Raw genomic sequence first — 19517 nt, forward strand, 5'->3', positions numbered from 1 at the left:
AAGGTGAATTTCTCGATGCAAGCAGTACGGGGCTGGATGGCCCGTTATGTTCCCCTGGCGGGATTCCTTGGTCTGTTCGGCACGGCCCAGCAGGCCAGTGCCGGCGACTACGATGGCTCGCCGCAGGTGGCCGAATTCGTCGGGGAAATGACCCGCGATTACGGCTTCGCCGGTGAACAACTGATGGGCGTGTTCCGCGACGTGCGACGCAAGCAGGCGATCCTCGACGCCATTTCGCGTCCGGCGGAACGGGTCAAGCCATGGAAGGAATATCGTCCGATGTTCCTCACCGACGCCCGCGTTGCCCGCGGCGTGGATTTCTGGCGCCAGCACGAGGCGGCCCTGGCCCGCGCCGAGCAGGAATACGGGGTGCCGGCCCAGGTGATCGTGTCGATCATCGGCGTCGAAACCTTTTTTGGCCGCAATACCGGCAACTACCGGGTGATCGATGCGCTTTCCACCCTGGCCTTCGATTACCCGCCGCGGGCTCCGTTCTTCCGCAAGGAACTGCGCGAGTTCCTGCTGCTGTCCCGCGAGGAGCAGGTCGATCCGCTGACCCTGAAAGGCTCCTATGCTGGCGCCATGGGCCTGCCGCAGTTCATGCCGAGCAGCTTCCGCGCCTACGCCGTGGACTTCGACGGCGACGGCCATATCAATATCTGGAACAACCCCGACGACGCCATCGGCAGTGTCGCCAGCTATTTCAAGCGCCATGGCTGGGTGGCTGGCGAACCGGTGGTGAGCCGCGCCATGGTCCGTGGCGAGCGGGTCGACGAAGGCCTGAGCCCGGGCATCGAGCCGGTCAGGACGGTGGGGGAGTTGCGGGCACTGGGCTGGTCGAGTCATGATGCGCTGCGCGATGATCTGCCGGTCACCGCTTTCCGGCTCGAAGGCGACAATGGCCCCGAATACTGGCTCGGCCTGAAGAACTTCTACGCGATCACTCGCTATAACCGCAGCGTGATGTACGCCATGGCGGTACATCAACTTTCAGACCTGCTGGTTCAGGCAAGGGGCGCCCGCTGATGCGCGAACTGTTCTCCATGACTTCCCTCAAGCTGCTGGGCTGCGTCGCCATTGGCGCGCTGCTGGTCAGCTGTTCTTCAAGCCGTCCGACGCAGAGTGCCAGCAGTGGCAACATCATCCGCTCCCAGCCGGGCCTGGACATCAACCGGGCGCACAAGGATGGCGCGCCGTGGTGGGACGTCGACGTGTCGAAGATCCCCGATGCCACCCCGACCGTGCATACCGGCAACTACAAGGCCAACCCCTACACGGTGCTGGGCAAGACCTACTACCCGATCCCCGATTCACGCAACTACGTGGCCGAGGGCACCGCGTCCTGGTACGGCACCAAGTTCCACGGGCAGAACACCGCCAACGGCGAGGTCTACGACCTCTACGGCATGAGCGCGGCGCACAAGACCCTGCCGCTGCCGGCCTATGTCAAGGTGACCAACCTGGACAACAAGCGCAGCGTGATCCTGCGGGTCAACGATCGCGGCCCGTTCTATTCCGATCGCATCATCGACCTGTCCTACGCGGCGGCGAAGAAGCTCGGTTACGCCGAGACCGGCACCGCCCGGGTGCGCGTCGAAGGTATCGATCCGCAGCAGTGGTGGGCCCAGCGCGGGCGCCCGGCGCCGATGGTGCTGGAGCAGCCGCAGGTCGCCCAGGCCCCTTCGATCCCGGCCAGCACCGGCACTGTCGAACAATGGACGCCGCCGCCGCAACAGCACGCCGCGGCCGTGGTGCCGGTGCAGGTGGCCAGCAACAGCCTGCCGGCCAGCGGTGGCACCTACCTGCAGGTCGGTGCGTTCGCCAACCCGGATGCCGCCGAGTTGCTACGCTCCAAGCTGAGCAGCATGGTCAGCGCGCCGGTGTTCATCAGTTCCATCGTGCGCAACCAGCAGACCCTGCACCGGGTGCGCCTGGGCCCGATCCGCAGCCAGGGCGAAGTCCAGCAAACCCAGGACAGCGTACGCCTGGCCAATCTGGGCCAGGCCAAGGTAGTTACGGCGGACTGACCGGGGGGACTGGTCGGTTTGTCATGTAGCGGGGGCATACAGCCATGTACAATGGCGGTTTTGCCCCGGGGCGCGACGCTTTGCCGCAGCCCGTTTTAACGTTTTGCCCCCTTGGGGCATAAGCCCATTAGCGATTTCGAGAGACGGATGAACATCACCACCTTTGCCAAACGCCTTTGCCTGCTTGTTCCGCTGCTGATCGCTCCGGCTGCGTTCGCCGCCGAGCAGATGATGCCGTCGCCGCCGCAACTGGCAGCCAAGTCCTACGTGCTCATGGAAGCCTCCAGCGGCAACATCCTGGTCGAGAACAATGGCGACCAGCGCCTGCCTCCGGCGAGCCTGACCAAGTTGATGACCGCCTACATCGCCACCCTGGAGATCCGCCGCGGCCAGATCGGCGAGAACGATCCGGTGACCGTCAGTGAAAACGCCTGGCGTACCGGCGGTTCGCGGATGTTCATCAAGGTCGGCACCCAGGTCAGCGTCAGCGACCTGCTGCACGGCATCATCATCCAGTCTGGCAACGACGCCAGCGTCGCCGTGGCCGAGCACATCGCCGGCAGCGAAGACGCCTTCGCCGACATGATGAACAAGACTGCCGCCGACCTGGGCATGACCAACAGTCACTTCATGAACCCGACCGGCCTGCCGAACCCCGAGCACTACTCTTCGGCGCACGATATGGCGCTGCTGGCCCGCGCGATCATCCATGAAGACCCGGCGCACTACGCGATCTACTCGCAGAAGGAATTCTTCTGGAACAACATCAAGCAGCCGAACCGCAACCTGCTGCTGTGGCGCGACAAGACCGTCGACGGTCTTAAAACCGGCCACACCGAGGAAGCCGGCTACTGCATGGTGTCCTCCGCCGTACGTGACGGCATGCGCCTGATCGCCGTGGTCTTCGGCACCAACAGCGAGCAGTCCCGTGCTGCCGAGACCCAGAAGCTGCTGACCTACGGCTTCCGCTTCTTCGAAACCCAGACCTTCTACCAGAAGGGCACCGAACTGGCCCAGGCGCCGGTGTGGAAAGGCACCACCAGCCAGGTCAAGGCCGGCCTGGCGGAAGACCTGACCATGACCTTGCCTAAAGGCCAATTGAAGAAACTGGCTGCCAGCATGACCATGAACCCGCAACTGATGGCGCCGATCGCCAAAGGTGACGTGATCGGTAAAGTGGAAGTCAAACTGGATGACAATGTCGTTCACAGCGCCGACCTGATCGCGCTGGACGCGGTCGAGGAAGGTGGTTTCTTCCGTCGGGTGTGGGATAGCATCCGCCTGTTCTTCTACGGGTTGTTCAACTGATATCGTGACCTGCCACGCCCCTGCCATCCCGCAGGGGCGTTGTTGCTGCCACGGCTTACGAGGCCGTTACTGCCATGACTCAAACTGATGTCAAACCGCCAAAAATCGAATTCCCCTGCCCGGATTATCCTATCAAGGTGATTGGCGATACCGTCGTCGGCTTCAAGGACACCGTCATCGAGATCCTGAGCAAATATGCCAAGGTCGACTTGAGTACGCTGGCAGAGCGCCAGAGCAAGGAAGGCAAGTACACCACCGTACAACTGCATATCATCGCCACCGGCGAAGACCAGTTGCACAATATCAACAGCGCCCTGCGCGCGACGGGTATCGTGAAATTGGTGATCTGATGTCCTCGGTTCTCGGCTTTCGCGACCTCGGGCTGTTGCCTTACGAACCGGTTCTCGAGGCCATGCGTCGCTTCACCGCCGAACGCAAGCCCGGCAGTGGTGACGAAATCTGGCTGGTGGAGCATCCTCCTGTATTTACCCAGGGCCAGGCCGGCAAGGCCGAGCACCTGCTGGTGCCGGGAGATATACCGGTGGTGCAGACTGACCGCGGCGGCCAGGTGACCTACCACGGCCCCGGCCAGTTGGTCGCCTATCTGCTGCTGGATGTGCGTCGCCTCGGTTTTGGCGTGCGTGACCTGGTTACGCGCATGGAGCGTTGCCTGATCGAGCTGCTCGCCAGTTATGGCGTGCAGGCGGCAGCCAAGCCCGATGCGCCGGGCGTTTACGTCGATGGGGCAAAGATTGCCTCCCTCGGCCTGCGGATCCGCAACGGTTGTTCCTTTCATGGCCTGGCCCTGAATGTGGACATGGACCTGGCGCCGTTTCGCCGAATCAACCCCTGCGGGTATGCGGGGCTGGCCATGACCCAGCTGCGCGACCAGGCCGGACCAATCGAATTCTCCGAGGTAAGGGCAAGGCTGCGCGGACAGCTGGTCAAGCACCTCGATTATGCTGAGCAGACGACCCTTGCGGGCGGAATCGACTGAATATGACTATTGTGCAAGAGCCGGTGCAAAGCACCGCCACCCCGGCCCCACGGCCGAAGGTTGAAGCCGGTGTGAAACTGCGTGGTGCCGAGAAGGTCGCGCGTATTCCGGTAAAGATCATCCCGACCGAAGAACTGCCGAAGAAGCCCGACTGGATCCGCGTGCGTATCCCGGTTTCTCCGGAAGTCGACCGGATCAAGCAATTGCTGCGCAAGCACAAGCTGCACAGCGTCTGCGAAGAGGCCTCCTGCCCGAACCTGGGCGAGTGCTTCTCCGGCGGTACCGCGACCTTCATGATCATGGGCGACATCTGCACCCGTCGCTGCCCGTTCTGCGACGTCGGCCACGGCCGGCCGAAGCCGCTGGATGTGGACGAGCCGAAGAACCTGGCGATCGCCATCGCCGACCTGCGCCTGAAGTATGTGGTGATCACCTCGGTGGACCGTGACGACCTGCGCGACGGCGGTGCCCAGCACTTCGCCGACTGCATCCGGGAAATCCGCGCGTTATCCCCGGGCGTCCAGCTGGAGACCCTGGTCCCGGACTACCGTGGCCGGATGGACGTGGCGCTGGCGATCACGGCCCAGGAGCCGCCGGATGTATTCAACCACAACCTGGAAACCGTACCGCGCCTGTACAAGGCCGCGCGTCCGGGCTCGGACTACCAGTGGTCGCTGACCCTGCTGGAGAAGTTCAAGGAACTGGTGCCGCACGTACCGACCAAGTCCGGCCTGATGCTCGGCCTGGGCGAGACCGACGAGGAAGTGATCGAAGTCATGCAGCGCATGCGCGAGCACAACATCGACATGCTCACCCTTGGCCAGTACCTGCAACCTTCGCGCAGCCACTTGCCGGTGCAGCGTTTCGTGCATCCTGACACCTTCGCCTGGTTCGCCGAGGAAGGCTACAGGATGGGCTTCAAGAACGTCGCTTCCGGGCCGCTGGTACGTTCCTCGTACCATGCCGACCAGCAGGCGCACGAGGCCAAGATCAAGCTCTGATCGCCCGGCCATGAAAAAGCCTCCGTACCTGTGAAGGTCGGGGGCTTTTTCTTGTTGTATGCGGCCCCTGTGGGAGCGGGTTCACCCGCGATGCGGTAGTGAATTCACCGACGTCATCGCGGGTGAACCCGCTCCCACAGGGGCCGCGTTAACCTAGCGAGCCCTGAGGCTATCCAGCAGCTTGTGCGTCGCGTAGCCATCCGCCGGCCAGCCACGCTGCTGCTGGGCCGTGCGGATCGCCTTGCGGGTATTGGCGCCGATGATGCCATCGGCATTGCCGGCTTCATGTCCGTTGGCGTTGAGCAGTTCCTGCAATTCGATCCGCTCGCTGCGGCTCAGTGGCAGGTCATCCTTCGGCCAGGCGCCGCGGATAAAGCCCGAGCCGTCGAAACGTTCGCTCAACAGGCTGACCGCCAGGGCGTAGGCCGATGAGTTGTTGTACTTGAGGATGGCGCGGAAGTTGTCCAGTACCAGGAACGCCGGGCCACGATAGCCCGTAGGCAGCAGCAGCGCGGCGGAGAGCTGCTCGCTGCCGGCCGGAATGCGCGTTCCCGGTGCCAGTTGCACGCCCAGGCGCAGCCATTCGGCAACGGGCTTGCGCAGGGCCCCATCGGCCATCCAGTAATCGAAGCCACTCGGTACCGTTACCTCGAAGCCCCAAGGCTCGCCACGTTTCCAGCCCGAGCTTTGCAAGTAGTGGGCGGTGGACGCAAGGGCGTCGGCCGAGCTGTTCCAGATATCGCGGCGACCATCTCCGTCGAAGTCCACCGCATGGGTGTCGTAGGTGGTGGGAATGAACTGGGTCTGACCCATGGCACCGGCCCAGGAGCCGCGCATGGCTTCCGGGGCGATATCACCGTTCTGCAGGATCTTCAGCGCGGCCAGCAGCTGGTCTTGGGCAAATGCCGGGCGACGGCCTTCGTAGGCCAGGGTCGCGAGGGAGCGGATCACCGATTTGTTGCCCTGGAACTGGCCGAAATTGCTTTCCATGCCCCATACCGATACCAGCACATTGCGCTCGACGCCGTAACGCTGTTCGATGCGCCCCAGCAGGTCGTTGTTCTGCAGCAGCAAGGCCTTGCCATTGCGCACGCGGACCGGCGACAGGGCGCCATCGAGGTATTCCCAGACCGGCCGGCTGAACTCGGGTTGGCTGCGGTCGGCCTTGATCACGTCCATGTCCGGGGTGATCCCGGCGAAGACACGGTCGAACAGGCTCGGCGAAACGCCGGCCTGCAGGGCTTGCTGACGGAAGCTGGCCTGCCATTGGGCGAAAGTCTGCTGTGGCAGGATCTCGATCTCGGCGGACGGCGTCGCTTGGGTAAGGGCTGGAGCGGGTTGTACCGGCGCGATGGGCAGGGCATCGGCGGCGGTGGGATGTTCGGCGCAGGCAACGAGCAGGACAAGGCTGGAAGCAGCGCTCAACTGGCGGAGTTGCCGACGGCGGGAAAGGCGGAAAGGCATGCACTAATCCAGGTAATACGGGTCAGGTGACGACCATATCATGCCTGCGGTTTTCCTGCTTTCATGCGGCCATAAAGGAAGAAGCCTCCCAATCTCTCGATTGGAAGGCTTCGCGGCGGTAGCTGCCCTTGCCCTTTTCCGGTCGTTCCTGGCGGCAGCGGAACAGTGGCTGGGCGACGATGGATTTGGCCTTGTTGGGCCGGGATTTTGCCGGTTTCCTGCGCATGACGGTGATCCTGCCTGGGTGGATTCGCGCGCACTATAGGACTGCGTTGTGTCCACTGCAAGACCGCCGGTCCCTTACTCGGCAGGCAGCGCCAGGCGCTGGCCGGCCATCAGCAGCGAGAGGCGGGTCAGGCTGGTCCAGGGCGAACCCTGGGCCTGGCCTTTGATCTGCGCATCGATACGCTGGGCGTCATGCAGCAGCTGGCCCCAGCGTTGTGCCGAATGGCGCTGCAGGGCCTTGCTCATCAACGGGCGACGTTTGTCCCACACCGGCGGCCTGGCCTGGCTGAAGGCTTTTTCCAGCGGTACGCCCTGGCTGTACTGCTGGGCCAGGCCGACCAGCACCCGCAGCTCGCGGGCCAGCGCCCAAAGAATCACCGGTGGTTCGACCCCTTCGCCACGCAAGCCTTCGAGCATGCGCAGGGCATGCGCCGCTTCGCCGTTGAGCACTGCATCCACCAGGCCGAAGACATCGAAACGCGCGCTGTCGGCGACCGCGCCTTGTACGGTTTCCACCGTGATGGTGTTGCCGTCGGCGAGCAGCTTGAGCTTTTCGATTTCCTGGGCCGCCGCCAGCAGGTTGCCTTCGACCCGCGCTGCGATCAGTTCCACCGCATCCCGTTGTGCGGCGAGCCCGGCCTGGGCCAGGCGCTGGTTGATCCATTGCGGCAACTGCTGGGTGTCCACCGGCCAGATCTGGATGAACTGGACCTGCGCACCCTCGACCAGGGCCTTGCCCCATTTGGTTTTCTGCGCGCTGCCGTCGAGCTTGGGCAGGCTGATCAGCAACAGGGTGTCGTCGGCGGGCCGCGAGCAATACTCGATCAGCGCTGCGGCTCCCTTGTCACCCGGTTTGCCGGACGGCAGGCGCAATTCCAGCACGCGCTTCTGGGCGAACAGCGAAAGGCTGGCGCCGGCCTGGAGCAGGGTGCCCCAGTCGAAATTGGCATCGGCACTGAACACCTGGCGCTCATCGAAACCTTGCTGGCGTGCGGCCAGGCGGATGGCGTCGGCGGCTTCCTGGCACAGCAGCGGATCATCTCCGCTGACCACGTAGACCGGGGCGAGGGCGCCTTGCAGGTGTTTGCCGAGTTGGGCGGGGGCGAGTTTCATAAAGAAGTCGGGGCGCCGAAGCGCCCCGTCCGGTCTCAGTTCGCCGGGATTTCCAGCGGCGATTGCTGGGGTTGTGCATCCTGGGCGCGTTGTGCCGCTTCCAGGGCTGCGGCTTCTGCCTTGGCACGCTCGTCGGCCTTGGCCTGCAGTTCGTCCAGTTGCGCCGGGGTCAGCAGTTGCAGGCGCAGCACCATCTTCTGCACCAGGTCGCGGCGCATTTCGCCACGGATCTGCCCGGCTTCCTGGCCCGAGCCGGTCACGTTGTTACCGTCGTACAGGTAGATCTTCTGTACTTCCAGTTTGTCGCTGATCAGTGGCGTTGCGTTGCGGCCCTGGATGTCATACGACAGCGCAGTGGTCAGCTCGTATTCCACCGAGCGGCCGGAGCCGGCATAGCTGGCGGCGCGCTGGGTTTCCGCTTCGTTGGTCAGCACCAGTTTGTACGGAGCGCCGCTGTGGACATTGACGCCGCTGCTGCGCAGCAGGTCGCGCAGTTCGTTGACCGTGTCGCCGTAGGCGTTGCGGGCGCTCAGGTCGAGTTCCTTGATCGCCAGTTCGGAAGTGCCGGTGCCGCGCAGATGGAAGCCGCAGGCGCTCAGCATCACGGCCAGGCCCATCACCAGCAGATTGCGTTTGATCATCTTGTTGCTCCCTGGAAACCTTGGGGACTTTTCTATGCGGGCGCCCCGCGGACGAGGCGCCCGTTCCTGTCAGTTGGCGACGATGTTGACCAGCTTGCCCGGAACCACGATGACCTTGCGGATGCTCAGGCCTTCGGTGAAGCGCAGCACGTTTTCGTTGCTGCGCGCGGCGGCCTCGACCTCTTCGCGGCTGGCACCGGCCGGCATGTCGATCTGGCCACGCAGCTTGCCGTTGACCTGGATGACCAGCTGGATGCTGTCCTGGACCAGCGCGCTTTCATCCACGCTCGGCCAGCCGGCGTCGATCGCCGCGCCCTGGTGGCCCAGGCTCTGCCACAGGCCGTGACTGATGTGCGGCGTGATCGGGGCGAGGATCAGGGTGACCGCTTCCAGACCTTCCTGGATCAGGGCTCGGTCAAGCTCGGTGGCTTGCGAAGCCTTTTCCAGCACGTTCATCAGGGTCATCACCTGGGCGATGGCGGTGTTGAACTTGTGATGCTGGCCGACATCGATGCTGGCCTGGCGGATCGCCGAGTGGGTGGCACGGCGCACGGCTTTCTGCGCGTCGTCCAGCGCCGAGAAGTCGGCCTTGGCCGGCAGCCCCTGGGCCACATGGGCCTGGGCCAGGCGCCAGACGCGACGCAGGAAGCGGCTTGCGCCTTCGACACCGGAGTCGGACCATTCCAGGCTCATGTCCGGTGGCGAGGCGAACATCATGAACAGGCGGCAGGTGTCGGCGCCGTAGGCGTCGATCATGGCCTGCGGGTCGACGCCGTTGTTCTTCGACTTGGACATCTTCTCGGTGCCGCCGATTTCCACCGGCAGGCCGTCGGTCTTCAGGCGTGCGCCAATGATCTTGGCCTTGGCGTCGCGCTCGACCTCGACGTCGGCCGGGTTGAACCAGTCCTTGCCGCCGTTGGCTGCCACGCGGTAGTAGGTCTCGGCGACCACCATGCCCTGGGTCAGCAGGTTCTTGAACGGTTCGTTGGAGCTCACCAGGCCTTCGTCACGCATCAGCTTGTGGAAGAAGCGCGCATAGAGCAGGTGCAGGATGGCGTGTTCGATACCGCCGATGTACTGGTCCACCGGCAGCCAGTGGTTGGCCGCTTTCGGGTCGACCAGGCCACCTTCGTAGTTCGGCGATGCGTAGCGGGCGAAGTACCAGGAGGACTCGACGAAAGTGTCCATGGTGTCGGTTTCGCGTTTGGCCGCAGTGCCACATTTCGGGCAGGTGCACTCGTAGAACTCGGGCATGCGCGCCAGTGGCGAGCCGGCGCCGTCCGGAACCACGTTCTCCGGCAGGGTCACCGGCAACTGGTCTTCCGGCACCGGAACGTCGCCGCAGGACGGGCAGTGGATGATCGGGATCGGGCAACCCCAGTAGCGCTGGCGGCTGATGCCCCAGTCACGCAGGCGGAACTGGGTACGCGACTTGCCCAGTTCCTTGCGGATCAGCGCGGCTTCGATGGCGTCGAAGGCGCCGGCGAAGTCCAGGCCGTCGAACTCGCCGGAGTTGATCAGCTGACCATGCTCGCCGTAGGCGGCCTGCCATTCGCTGCCGACTTCATCGCCAGCGCTGGTGCGGACCACGGTCTTGATCGGCAGCTGGTACTTGCTGGCGAATTCGAAATCACGCTCATCGTGGGCCGGAACGGCCATTACCGCGCCATCGCCGTAGTGCATCAGCACGTAGTTGGCGACCCATACCGGCAGCTTCTCGCCGGTCAGCGGGTGACGAACCAGCAGGGAAGTGGCGACGCCTTTCTTCTCCTGGGTGGCGATATCGGCTTCGGCGACGCTGCCGCTCTTGCATTCGTCGATGAAGGCCTGCAGCGCCGGATTGCCCTGGGCGGCCAGGGTAGCCAGCGGGTGCTCGGCGGCAACGGCAACGTAGGTTGCGCCCATCAGGGTGTCAGGACGGGTGGTGAAGACCTTCAGCGTTCCGGACTGGCCGATGCTGGCCTCGTCGTAGGGGAACTGCACTTCCATGCCGCGGGACTTGCCGATCCAGTTGCGCTGCATGGTCTTGACCTGTTCCGGCCAGCCCGGCAGCTCGTCGAGGCTTTCCAGCAGCTCGTCGGCGTAGTCGGTGATCTTGAAGTAGTACATCGGGATCTCGCGCTTCTCGATCAGCGCGCCCGAACGCCAGCCACGGCCATCGATGACCTGCTCGTTGGCCAGTACGGTCTGGTCGGCCGGGTCCCAGTTGACGGTGCCGTTCTTGCGATAGATCACGCCTTTCTCGAACAGGCGGGTGAACAGCCACTGCTCCCAGCGGTAGTAGTCCGGTTTGCAGGTGGTGACTTCGCGGGACCAGTCGATCGCCAGGCCGAGGCTTTTCAGCTGGGCCTTCATGTAGGCGATGTTTTCGTAGGTCCACTTGGCCGGCGCGACGTTGTTCTTCATTGCCGCGTTTTCCGCCGGCATGCCGAAGGCGTCCCAGCCCATTGGCTGCAGCACGTTCTTGCCCTGCATGCGCTGGTAGCGGGCGATCACGTCGCCGATGGTGTAGTTGCGCACGTGGCCCATGTGTAGCTTGCCGCTCGGGTACGGGAACATCGACAGGCAGTAGTAGGTGTCCTTGCCTGGCTGTTCACTGACTTCAAAAGACTTGTGCTCGTCCCAGTAGGACTGGGCGGCGGCTTCGATTTCGCGGGGCTGATAGTGTTCGTGCATGGCTACTTTGCGCTGAGAGATGGGAGACCTTATCGAGGCTGGTCGCTGACCGTTTTTCGCCCGGCGACAGGCCCTGGAGCGAACGCCGTAGCATACATGACCCCCAACGGTCGTGGGAAACCCTGATTGCATCGGAAGAGGGCGCAAAGGGCCGTTGGTCGCGGCGTCCGGCCCGTTTCGCGGGTGGCGCTAAGCTCATTCGTGGGGGAGATGAATTTTATCTTCAATGAGGTGAACGGATGGGAGAGTCGCAGCAACATGCACCGAAACCGGAAGTCTATGAACGCCTGATCGACCGCTTGGGGCTGGCCCTGGACGTGGCCCGCACCTCGCTGCGATTGCGCGATGAGATGCCCGCCGAACTGGAGTTGCGCGGCCTTAGCCGGGCCGAGTTCGAGGTCATCAAGGCCTGGCTGGAAGCCGCTCCGGCACGGGGCCAGAAGATTTCCGTGGCATTACCCCCGGTAGAAACGCCCACCCCGGGCCGGGTCATCTGGCTCAAGGACCGGAAACGTTCCGCCACAGCGCTCAAATCCAGAACGCTGCACTGCAAATAACCGTTCAGGATATCAACGGCGCAGGACGGAGTGCGCCACGCGAAATTCTTTGCTCTGACCGGCGCCTGCTTCAAGCAGGCGCCGTTTTTCTTTAGGCTTGCGGCATTTTCCTGGAGATGCCCGATGCCGTTGCGCTTTTTCATCAAACAATGGTTGATGCCGCCTGGTGTGCTGCTGCTTCTGCTGCTGGCCGCCTGGTGGCTGCGCAAGTCCTGGCCGCGTACGGCGCGCCTGTTCTTTATCGGCGGGCTGGGCGGCTTATGGCTGATGAGCCTGCCGGTGGTAATGCAGCATCTGGCCGGGCGAATCGAGACCGTTCCGCCGCTGGCGATGAACGAGTGGGCAGGGTTGGCTGGCCGGGCTGAGGCCATCGTGGTCCTGGGCTCCGGGCGTGAACGCGGTGATCCGGCCTGGGGCGGACAGGACCAGCCGACCGGTGTAGCCATCGAACGCATGCGCTACGCGGCGCAGCTGGCGAAGGCGTCGGGGCTGCCGCTACTGACGACCGGTGGCCTGCATTACGGCGCGCCGCCGAGCGAGGCGCGGCTGATGGCGGACTCGCTGCAACGGGACTTTGGTGTGCCAGTGCGCTGGCTGGAAGAAGAAAGCCGCACCACCTGGGAGAACGCCGAGCTGAGCGCGGCGATCCTCTTGCCGCAGGGCATCAAGCGTGTGGTGGTGGTAACCCAGGCCTGGCATATGCAGCGTTCGGTGTGGAGTTTCCAGCGTGCCGGCTTCGAGGTGGTGGGGGCCCCGGTGGGTTTCATGGGTATCGACAGTGGGCGGCCGTTCGGGGGTTGGGTGCCGGATAGCAAGGCGGTATGGCAGAACGGGCAGCTGTTCAACGAGGTGGCCGGGTTGATCGGTTATCGGCTTTTTTATTGAGGAAAGCGTGAAAGCAACACGTACCCTGTGGGAGCGGGTTTACCCGCGATTACGGTAGTGAATTCACCATCGCAATCGCGGGTAAACCCGCTCCCACAAGGTACGCATCGTTCTTCAGACGGTCCTGGCGATCCGGCTGGTAACCAGCGCCCAGCCCAGCAGCAAGGTGCAGAGAATGACCAGCGGCCACGAGCGCCATTGCAGATACGGCGTCAGTTGCCGCATCGGCACCACCTCCCCGTAGAGAATCCCGCGCTCGAATTGCGGAATCTGCGCCGTAACGCGGCCGAACGGGTCGATCAGCCCGGTCACCCCGTTGTTGGTGGCCCGAATCATCCAGCGCCCGGCTTCCAGTGCGCGCATCTGCGCCATCTGCAAGTGTTGCAGCGGGCCGATGGACTTGCCGAACCAGGTGTCGTTGCTGATGGTCAGGAGCATGTCGCTGCGCGCCGCAAGGCTGGCGGCCAGCTCCGGGTAGACCACTTCGTAGCAGATGAAAGGCGCCAACTGGTAACCCTTGGCCTGGAGCAATGCCTGGTCGGCCGGGCCGCGGGCGAAGTCGGACATCGGCAGGTCGAAGAATTCGATCAGGCCACGCAGCAGGTCCTGCAGCGGTACGTATTCGCCGAAGGGCACCAGTTTCTGCTTGAGGTAGGTCCCGTCGCCTTCGCCGATGGCGGTGATACCGTTGAAATAGCGACGCTGACCATGTTCGAACAGGCGCACCGGAACCCCGGTGATCAGCGCCGAATGACGGTCGCCGGCGAAGCCGGCCATCATGTCCAGGTAGCCCTGGACGCTGTCCTTGAACACCGGCACTGCGGTTTCCGGCCAGACGATCAGGTCCACCGGCTTGCTGGTGAAACTCATGTCGCGGTACAGCTCAAGCTGCCTGCGCAGTTCGCTGGGTTCCCACTTGAGGCTTTGCTCGATATTGCCCTGGATCGCCGCTACCCGCAGCGGCTCGCCCGAGGGTACGGTCCAGGCATGGCCCTTGAGGGCGATGCCGACTGCCCAGGGGCCGATCAGCAAGGCGATGCCTGCCGCCAGGAACGCCTTGCGCTGGCGCAGGCGGTGCAGGTTGCACAGCAGCGCGGCGGTCAGGGCCAGGGTGAACGAGATCAGCCACATGCCGCCCAGCGGCGCGAGACCGGCCAGCGGTCCGTCGAGTTGGCTGTAGCCGGCATAGAGCCATGGGAAGCCGGTGAGGAACCAGCCACGGAACGCTTCCTGGGCCAGCCACAGCGCCGCGAAGCCAAGGGCATCGGCAAGTGGCGCCTCGTTGCGGCGCAACCAGCGTGCCCAGACCCACGCGGGCAGGGCGAAGAACCAGGCGATGGCGGCGAAGAAGGCCAGCATCAGCCCGCCGGCCAGCAGCGCCGAGGCGCCGCCGTAGTCATGGATGCTGACGTAGATCCACCAGGTGCCGGCGGCGAACAGGCCGAAGCCGTAGTGCCAGCCGCGCCATAGCGCCTGGCGCGGGCTGAGCTCGCGCAGGCCGAGGTAGAACAGGCCCAGGGCGACCAGGGCCAGGGGCCAGATATCGAAGGGGGCCAGCGACGGGGTGGTCAGGGCGCCGGCCGCCATGGCCAGCAGGTTACCGGGCCAGCCGGGGCGGGTGATCCAGCGCATGGTTGTCCTTAACGGGTTACAGGGGTCAGGCGCAGCAAATGTATCCGGCGGCTGTCGGCGTTGAGGATACGGAAGCGGTAAGGCCCGATTTCAGTGGTTTCGTTGCGCTTGGGCAGGTGTCCGAAGGCGCTCATGACCAGGCCGCCAACGGTGTCGAACTCATCGTCGGAGAACTCGCTGTCGAAGAACTCGTTGAAGTTCTCGATCGGCGTCAGCGCCTTGATCAGGAAGTCGCCGCTGGGCAGGGGCTTGATGTAGCTGTCTTCCTCGACATCGTGTTCGTCCTCGATATCGCCGACGATCTGCTCCAGCACGTCCTCGATGGTCACCAGGCCAGCCACGCCGCCGTATTCGTCGATGACGATGGCCATGTGGTTGTGGTTGGCGCGGAACTCGCGCAGCAGCACGTTGAGGCGCTTGGACTCCGGCACGAAGGTGGCCGGGCGCAGCAGGTCCTTGATGTTGAAGCTGTCGCCATTCTCCTTGAGGATCAGCGGCAGCAGGTCCTTGGCCAGCAGTACCCCGAGGACATCGTCATGGCTTTCGCCGACCACCGGATAGCGCGAGTGCGCGGCGTCGATGATCGCCGGGAGGAACTCCCGCGGCGATTGCGAGGCCTTGATGCTGATCATCTGCGAGCGCGGCACCATGATGTCGCGGACCTGCAGGTCGGCGACCTGGATGGCGCCTTCGACGATGGTCAGGGCCTCGCTGTCGAGCAGCTTGTTCTGGTGGGCTTCGCGCAGCAGCTCGAGGAGCTCCTGGCGGTTTTTCGGCTCATGGGCAAAAGCCTGGGTCAGCTTGCCAAGCCATGACTTTTGCCCGTTGCTCGATCGATCTTCGCTCATGGCGGTTACTCGTGATCCTTGCTGTTTTCAGTATGTGGGGTGTCGTCTTCGTCGTCGGCGTACGGGTCCGGATGACCCAGTTCGGCAAGCAACGTTCGTTCCAGTGCTTCCATTTCCTCGGCCTCATCGTCCTCGATGTGGTCGTAGCCCAGCAGGTGCAGGCAGCCATGGATCACCAGGTGCGCCCAGTGGGCCTCGAGGGCCTTGCCTTGCTCGGCGGCCTCGCGCTCGACCACCTCGACGCAGATCACCAGATCGCCCAGCAGCGGGATATCGAGCATGTCGTCGGGCACGTCGGCCGGGAAGGACAGGACGTTGGTGGCGTAGTCCTTGTGCCGGTAGGTGTGATTCAGCTCGCGGCCCTCGGCTTCATCCACCAGACGGATGGTCATTTCCGAGTCCGCCGTGCGCTGGCGCAGGGCCAGTTCGCACCAACGGCGGAACAGGGCTTCGGCGGGCGCGGTTTTTTCAGTCGCGATCTGCAGGTCAAGTTCAAGCATTGCGCGGGGTGCCTTCGGCCTTGGCCTGCTGGTCGTCGAAACGCTCGTAGGCTTCGACGATGCGCTGTACCAATGGATGACGCACCACGTCCTTGGGCTGGAAGTGGGTGAAGCTGATACCCGGCACATCCTTGAGCACCTGGATGACATGGCCCAGGCCGGATTTGGTGCCGCGTGGCAGGTCGACCTGGGTGATGTCGCCGGTGATCACGGCGGTGGAGCCGAAACCGATCCGGGTGAGGAACATCTTCATCTGCTCGACCGTGGTGTTCTGGCTTTCGTCGAGGATGATGAAGCTGTTGTTCAGGGTACGGCCGCGCATGTAGGCCAGCGGAGCGATCTCGATCACCTGGCGCTCGATCAGCTTGGCCACATGTTCGAAGCCGAGCATTTCATAGAGGGCGTCGTACAGCGGACGCAGGTAAGGGTCGATCTTCTGCGCCAGGTCGCCGGGCAGGAAGCCGAGCTTCTCGCCCGCCTCGACTGCCGGGCGCACCAGCAGGATGCGCCGCACCTGCTCGCGTTCCAGCGCATCCACCGCGCAGGCCACGGCCAGGTAGGTCTTGCCGGTACCGGCGGGGCCGATGCCGAAGTTGATGTCGTTGCCGAGGATTTCCTTGACGTAGCGCTGCTGGTTGAGGCCGCGCGGGCGAATGGCGCCCTTGCGCGTGCGCAGCGACACGCTGACTTCGTTGACCGCTTGGTTTTCCAGCGCTTCGACGGAAGATTCCTGAAGGAACAGGTGGACCATTTCCGGCGACAGCTCGGTGGCCTTCGTCTCGCGATAGAGGCGGCGCAGCAGTTGCTCGGCGGTGGAGGTGACCCGGGGTTCGCCGATCAGTTCGAACTGGTTGCCGCGGTTGCGGATCTCGATGGCCAGGCGCTGTTCGATCAGGCGCAGGTGCTCGTCGAACTGGCCGCACAGGTTGGCGAAACGGTGAGCTTCGAAGGGCTCGAGAATGAAACGATGGGGTTCGATGGGTGCGTTCAAGGTTGTTTTAAGCCGCCCTTGGGCAAGAAATATGATTTCAAGAATAACCTCGACTGCCTGGCGGCGAAAGCGCTGAAACGATCAATGGGGGCGTGGCCGTCCGGGCTGTCGATCCGCGCGGACATTGTCGCAGCGGAAGTTGACGATTCGGTTATGCCGATCGGCGCGGTTCGTGTAGGAGCAGGCAAGCCAGCTCCTACCTGCCGGACAAGGCCCCTGTGCTATTATTCGCCACCTTTTTTACAGCCATTTTTCCCCTGCCGAACATGACCAAGCGCGAAGCCCCCATCTACAAAGTGATCTTCCTCAACCAGGGCCAGGTGTTCGAGATGTACGCCAAGCAGATCTACCAGAGTGACCTGTGGGGTTTCCTGGAGATCGAGGAGTTCGTCTTCGGTGAGCGTACCCAGGTAGTGGTCGATCCGAGCGAAGAGAAGCTCAAGGCCCAGTTCGAAGGCGTGACCCGCAGCTTCGTGCCGATGCATTCGATCGTGCGTATCGATGAAGTGGAGCGCCTGGGGACGCCGAAGATCAGCGAGGCCAGGGGCGGCGGCAATGTCATGCCGTTCCCGATGCCGATGCCGGAAAGATAGGACGCGTCAGGGAAGCGGCGAGAAGGGCGTGCGGCCGTCGGCGGACTGCAGCTCCAGCAGGTATTTGCGGAAGATCTGGCCCAGCACCTGGGTGGCGTTTTCCAGTTCGTCGCGCGGCATCCGCGCCGAGACTTCGTCGGCCTCGTCCAGTGCATCCTCGGCACCGTTGACCGCGGCCATCTTCAGCAGGATGTAGGCCTGCACGTTGTTGGCCGAAACGCCTTCGCCGCGGGCGAACATCATTCCCAGCTTGTATTGCGCATCGGCGTGCCCCTGTAGCGAGGCCTGCTCGAAGTAGCTCAGCGCCTGGTTCAGGTCGCGGGTGGTGTTCTTGCCGTCGAAATAGAATTCGCCCAGCTCGTATTGGGCCTGGGCGTCACCGGACTGGGCGACCTGCTTGCAGCGGGTCACGGCGTCGGCGAGTTCTTCGGGGGACGTATTCAGGGTGCAGCGGCCCGTGGTGGGGATCAGCAACGAGTTACCGCCTGCCGCGATGGCCAGCAGGGGCTGAAGTAGCAACAGGCAGCCCAGGGCAAGGGCGCGGCCGGCGCGGTTCATGGTGATCGACTTACCTCTGCAAAGCTGCGGCCAAAGTGTGTCTGGTGGCACATTATGGGTTAAGCAGCGCCCACCTTACAAAGTCTTTACCAGATTTTCTGCCATCAAGGCGCAATTCGGTCATAAGGCTGTGGGGCTTTCTTACAAGGCAGGGGCGAAAGGCTTACAAGCCTGGCGCCCCTGTCTTTTACCGCAGATGCCTTATTTCAGGACGGCAAACGCCCGTTCGGCGGCATCCAGGGTGATCTTCAGCTCGGTCTCGCCGTGGGCGATCGAGGTGAAGCCGGCTTCGAAGGCACTTGGCGCCAGGTACACGCCGCCTTCCAGCATCAGGTGGAAGAAGCGCTTGAAGCGGTCGACATCGCTGCCCATCACGTCGTCGAAGGTGACGATATCGTCGGCGCCGGTGAAGTACAGGCCGAACATGCCGCCGGCCTGGGTGGTGACGAACGGCACGCCCGCCGCATCGGCGCGCTGCTGCAGGCCGTCGAGCAGGCTGCTGGTGAATGCGCTCAGCTCGTCATGGAAGCCCGGACGGCTGATCAGCTTCAGGGTGGTCAGGCCGGCGGCCATGGCCAGCGGGTTGCCGGACAGGGTGCCAGCCTGGTAGACCGGACCCAACGGGGCGATCTGTTCCATGATATGGCGCTTGCCGCCGAAGCAGCCCACCGGCATGCCACCGCCGACGATCTTGCCGAAGGTCGACAGGTCGGGGGTGACGCCGTAATGCGCCTGGGCGCCGCCCAATGCAACGCGGAAACCGGTCATCACTTCGTCGAAGATCAGCACCACGCCGTGCTGGTCGCACAGGCTGCGCAGCCCTTCGAGGAAGCCGGGCGCCGGCGGTACGCAGTTCATGTTGCCCGCCACCGGTTCGACGATGATGCACGCCACGTCCTGGCCGACCTTGCCGAGCATCTCGGCGACCGCGTCGATATCGTTGAACGGCAGGGTCAGGGTGTGCTTGGCAAAGGCCGCCGGCACGCCGGCCGAGCTGGGCACGCCCTGGGTCAGCAGGCCGGAGCCGGCTTTCACCAGCAGGCTGTCGGAGTGGCCGTGGTAGCAGCCTTCGAACTTGATGATGCTGTCGCGGCCAGTGAAGCCGCGCGCCAGGCGGATGGCGCTCATGGTGGCCTCGGTGCCGGAGCTGACCATGCGCACCATTTCCATCGAGGGCACCAGCGAGCAGACCAGGTCGGCCATCTCGGTTTCCATGGCGGTCGGAGCGCCATAGGACAGGCCGTGGGCCAGTTGCCTGCGCACCGATTCCAGCACGTCCGGATGGCTGTGGCCGAGGATCATCGGGCCCCAGGAGCCGACATAGTCGACATAGCGCTTGTCGTCTTCGTCGGTGACGTAGGCACCCTCGGCATGCTTGAAGAACAGCGGCGTGCCGCCGACGCTGCGGAAGGCGCGCACGGGCGAGTTGACGCCGCCGGGGATGTGTTTCTGGGCGCTGGCGAACAGGCTTTCGGAACGGGACATGGAAGTTCCTCGCAAA

Annotated in this window: 20 protein-coding genes; 9 read left to right on the top strand and 11 right to left on the bottom strand. The window is 63.9% G+C overall.

Annotated elements, in window-relative coordinates:
• Positions 1-15 precede the first annotated feature (15 nt).
• From mltB to lipA, 6 genes are all read left to right on the top strand, one after another.
• Positions 16-1026 carry a lytic murein transglycosylase B gene (mltB, locus tag ACPFMA_RS03560; protein WP_009397925.1) on the top strand — a complete coding sequence of 337 codons (1011 nt, stop codon included), beginning with the start codon at positions 16-18 and terminating at the stop codon, positions 1024-1026.
• Complete coding sequence (locus ACPFMA_RS03565; protein WP_420058271.1) at positions 1026-2027, top strand: septal ring lytic transglycosylase RlpA family protein; 1002 nt, start codon at positions 1026-1028, stop codon at positions 2025-2027. Before mltB ends, ACPFMA_RS03565 begins: the two co-directional genes overlap by 1 nt.
• Before the next feature lie 147 nt (positions 2028-2174).
• Positions 2175-3335 carry a D-alanyl-D-alanine carboxypeptidase family protein gene (locus tag ACPFMA_RS03570; RefSeq protein ID WP_009397938.1) on the top strand — a complete coding sequence of 387 codons (1161 nt, stop codon included), beginning with the start codon at positions 2175-2177 and terminating at the stop codon, positions 3333-3335.
• 74 nt (positions 3336-3409) lie between these two features.
• Positions 3410-3685 carry a DUF493 domain-containing protein gene (locus tag ACPFMA_RS03575; protein WP_009397939.1) on the top strand — a complete coding sequence of 92 codons (276 nt, stop codon included), beginning with the start codon at positions 3410-3412 and terminating at the stop codon, positions 3683-3685.
• The gene (gene lipB, locus ACPFMA_RS03580; protein ID WP_425929696.1) at positions 3685-4332 is read left to right on the top strand and encodes a lipoyl(octanoyl) transferase LipB; all 648 of its coding nucleotides are present in this window, start codon (positions 3685-3687) and stop codon (positions 4330-4332) included. The genes ACPFMA_RS03575 and lipB overlap by 1 nt, the downstream gene beginning before the upstream one ends.
• Before the next feature lie 2 nt (positions 4333-4334).
• Positions 4335-5333 carry a lipoyl synthase gene (lipA, locus tag ACPFMA_RS03585; protein WP_009397945.1) on the top strand — a complete coding sequence of 333 codons (999 nt, stop codon included), beginning with the start codon at positions 4335-4337 and terminating at the stop codon, positions 5331-5333.
• Between the two features lie 153 nt (positions 5334-5486).
• Here lipA and ACPFMA_RS03590 read toward each other — a convergent pair whose 3' ends face one another.
• From ACPFMA_RS03590 to leuS, 5 genes are all read right to left on the bottom strand, one after another.
• On the bottom strand, positions 5487-6797 hold the full coding sequence (locus ACPFMA_RS03590) for a lytic murein transglycosylase (RefSeq protein ID WP_420058273.1): 1311 nt from the start codon (positions 6795-6797) through the stop codon (positions 5487-5489).
• Positions 6798-6858: 61 nt separating this feature from the next.
• Entirely contained in the window at positions 6859-7023 is a 165-nt protein-coding gene (arfA, locus tag ACPFMA_RS03595) for an alternative ribosome rescue factor ArfA (protein ID WP_420058275.1), read from the bottom strand.
• A gap of 74 nt (positions 7024-7097) precedes the next feature.
• On the bottom strand, positions 7098-8135 hold the full coding sequence (gene holA, locus ACPFMA_RS03600; RefSeq protein ID WP_425929697.1) for a DNA polymerase III subunit delta: 1038 nt from the start codon (positions 8133-8135) through the stop codon (positions 7098-7100).
• Positions 8136-8170: 35 nt separating this feature from the next.
• Positions 8171-8776 (bottom strand): LPS assembly lipoprotein LptE, encoded by a 606-nt coding sequence (gene lptE, locus ACPFMA_RS03605; RefSeq protein ID WP_064302049.1) that lies wholly within the window; start codon positions 8774-8776, stop codon positions 8171-8173.
• A 69-nt stretch (positions 8777-8845) separates the two neighbouring features.
• Complete coding sequence (gene leuS, locus ACPFMA_RS03610; protein ID WP_064302048.1) at positions 8846-11452, bottom strand: leucine--tRNA ligase; 2607 nt, start codon at positions 11450-11452, stop codon at positions 8846-8848.
• Positions 11453-11691: 239 nt separating this feature from the next.
• Here leuS and ACPFMA_RS03615 point away from each other — a divergent pair, with 239 nt between their 5' ends.
• Together ACPFMA_RS03615 and ACPFMA_RS03620 are read left to right on the top strand one after the other, a co-directional pair.
• Complete coding sequence (locus ACPFMA_RS03615) at positions 11692-12009, top strand: hypothetical protein (protein WP_064302047.1); 318 nt, start codon at positions 11692-11694, stop codon at positions 12007-12009.
• A 123-nt stretch (positions 12010-12132) separates the two neighbouring features.
• Positions 12133-12894, top strand: coding sequence for a YdcF family protein (locus ACPFMA_RS03620; protein ID WP_425929698.1), 762 nt, complete (start codon positions 12133-12135; stop codon positions 12892-12894).
• 114 nt (positions 12895-13008) lie between these two features.
• Here ACPFMA_RS03620 and lnt read toward each other — a convergent pair whose 3' ends face one another.
• From lnt to ACPFMA_RS03640, 4 genes are read right to left on the bottom strand one after another with little or no spacing between them, the layout of a single operon-like run.
• Positions 13009-14526 carry an apolipoprotein N-acyltransferase gene (gene lnt / locus ACPFMA_RS03625; protein WP_420058279.1) on the bottom strand — a complete coding sequence of 506 codons (1518 nt, stop codon included), beginning with the start codon at positions 14524-14526 and terminating at the stop codon, positions 13009-13011.
• Positions 14527-14534: 8 nt separating this feature from the next.
• Positions 14535-15374, bottom strand: coding sequence for an HlyC/CorC family transporter (locus tag ACPFMA_RS03630; RefSeq protein WP_009394945.1), 840 nt, complete (start codon positions 15372-15374; stop codon positions 14535-14537).
• 5 nt (positions 15375-15379) lie between these two features.
• Positions 15380-15874 (bottom strand): rRNA maturation RNase YbeY, encoded by a 495-nt coding sequence (gene ybeY, locus ACPFMA_RS03635; RefSeq protein ID WP_425929699.1) that lies wholly within the window; start codon positions 15872-15874, stop codon positions 15380-15382.
• The gene (locus ACPFMA_RS03640) at positions 15867-16865 is read right to left on the bottom strand and encodes a PhoH family protein (protein WP_064302044.1); all 999 of its coding nucleotides are present in this window, start codon (positions 16863-16865) and stop codon (positions 15867-15869) included. Before ACPFMA_RS03640 ends, ybeY begins: the two co-directional genes overlap by 8 nt.
• Before the next feature lie 266 nt (positions 16866-17131).
• On the opposite strand from ACPFMA_RS03640, the gene ACPFMA_RS03645 reads away from it, so the two are divergent.
• Positions 17132-17458 (top strand): DUF1820 family protein, encoded by a 327-nt coding sequence (locus ACPFMA_RS03645; protein WP_420058280.1) that lies wholly within the window; start codon positions 17132-17134, stop codon positions 17456-17458.
• A gap of 6 nt (positions 17459-17464) precedes the next feature.
• On the opposite strand, the gene ACPFMA_RS03650 is transcribed toward ACPFMA_RS03645, so the two are convergent.
• A complete protein-coding gene (locus ACPFMA_RS03650; RefSeq protein WP_009394939.1) occupies positions 17465-18016 on the bottom strand; it encodes a tetratricopeptide repeat protein in 552 nt (183 codons plus the stop codon).
• Between the two features lie 201 nt (positions 18017-18217).
• On the bottom strand, positions 18218-19501 hold the full coding sequence (gene hemL / locus ACPFMA_RS03655) for a glutamate-1-semialdehyde 2,1-aminomutase (protein ID WP_279899455.1): 1284 nt from the start codon (positions 19499-19501) through the stop codon (positions 18218-18220).
• Positions 19502-19517: the final 16 nt, after the last annotated feature.

The sequence above is a fragment of the Pseudomonas sp. NyZ201 genome (assembly GCF_049860765.1).
In the GTDB taxonomy this organism is placed as follows: domain Bacteria; phylum Pseudomonadota; class Gammaproteobacteria; order Pseudomonadales; family Pseudomonadaceae; genus Aquipseudomonas; species Aquipseudomonas bharatica.

Excerpts from the sequence above, each read along its gene's own strand:
- mltB (WP_009397925.1), top strand. The coding sequence starts at position 16 with ATGCAAGCAGTACGGGGCTGGATGGCCCGTTATGTTCCCCTGGCGGGA.
- ACPFMA_RS03565 (WP_420058271.1), top strand. The coding sequence starts at position 1,026 with ATGCGCGAACTGTTCTCCATGACTTCCCTCAAGCTGCTGGGCTGCGTC.
- ACPFMA_RS03570 (WP_009397938.1), top strand. The coding sequence starts at position 2,175 with ATGAACATCACCACCTTTGCCAAACGCCTTTGCCTGCTTGTTCCGCTG.
- ACPFMA_RS03575 (WP_009397939.1), top strand. The coding sequence starts at position 3,410 with ATGACTCAAACTGATGTCAAACCGCCAAAAATCGAATTCCCCTGCCCG.
- lipB (WP_425929696.1), top strand. The coding sequence starts at position 3,685 with ATGTCCTCGGTTCTCGGCTTTCGCGACCTCGGGCTGTTGCCTTACGAA.
- lipA (WP_009397945.1), top strand. The coding sequence starts at position 4,335 with ATGACTATTGTGCAAGAGCCGGTGCAAAGCACCGCCACCCCGGCCCCA.
- ACPFMA_RS03590 (WP_420058273.1), bottom strand. The coding sequence starts at position 6,797 with ATGCCTTTCCGCCTTTCCCGCCGTCGGCAACTCCGCCAGTTGAGCGCT.
- arfA (WP_420058275.1), bottom strand. The coding sequence starts at position 7,023 with ATGCGCAGGAAACCGGCAAAATCCCGGCCCAACAAGGCCAAATCCATC.
- holA (WP_425929697.1), bottom strand. The coding sequence starts at position 8,135 with ATGAAACTCGCCCCCGCCCAACTCGGCAAACACCTGCAAGGCGCCCTC.
- lptE (WP_064302049.1), bottom strand. The coding sequence starts at position 8,776 with ATGATCAAACGCAATCTGCTGGTGATGGGCCTGGCCGTGATGCTGAGC.
- leuS (WP_064302048.1), bottom strand. The coding sequence starts at position 11,452 with ATGCACGAACACTATCAGCCCCGCGAAATCGAAGCCGCCGCCCAGTCC.
- ACPFMA_RS03615 (WP_064302047.1), top strand. The coding sequence starts at position 11,692 with ATGGGAGAGTCGCAGCAACATGCACCGAAACCGGAAGTCTATGAACGC.
- ACPFMA_RS03620 (WP_425929698.1), top strand. The coding sequence starts at position 12,133 with ATGCCGTTGCGCTTTTTCATCAAACAATGGTTGATGCCGCCTGGTGTG.
- lnt (WP_420058279.1), bottom strand. The coding sequence starts at position 14,526 with ATGCGCTGGATCACCCGCCCCGGCTGGCCCGGTAACCTGCTGGCCATG.
- ACPFMA_RS03630 (WP_009394945.1), bottom strand. The coding sequence starts at position 15,374 with ATGAGCGAAGATCGATCGAGCAACGGGCAAAAGTCATGGCTTGGCAAG.
- ybeY (WP_425929699.1), bottom strand. The coding sequence starts at position 15,874 with ATGCTTGAACTTGACCTGCAGATCGCGACTGAAAAAACCGCGCCCGCC.
- ACPFMA_RS03645 (WP_420058280.1), top strand. The coding sequence starts at position 17,132 with ATGACCAAGCGCGAAGCCCCCATCTACAAAGTGATCTTCCTCAACCAG.
- ACPFMA_RS03650 (WP_009394939.1), bottom strand. The coding sequence starts at position 18,016 with ATGAACCGCGCCGGCCGCGCCCTTGCCCTGGGCTGCCTGTTGCTACTT.
- hemL (WP_279899455.1), bottom strand. The coding sequence starts at position 19,501 with ATGTCCCGTTCCGAAAGCCTGTTCGCCAGCGCCCAGAAACACATCCCC.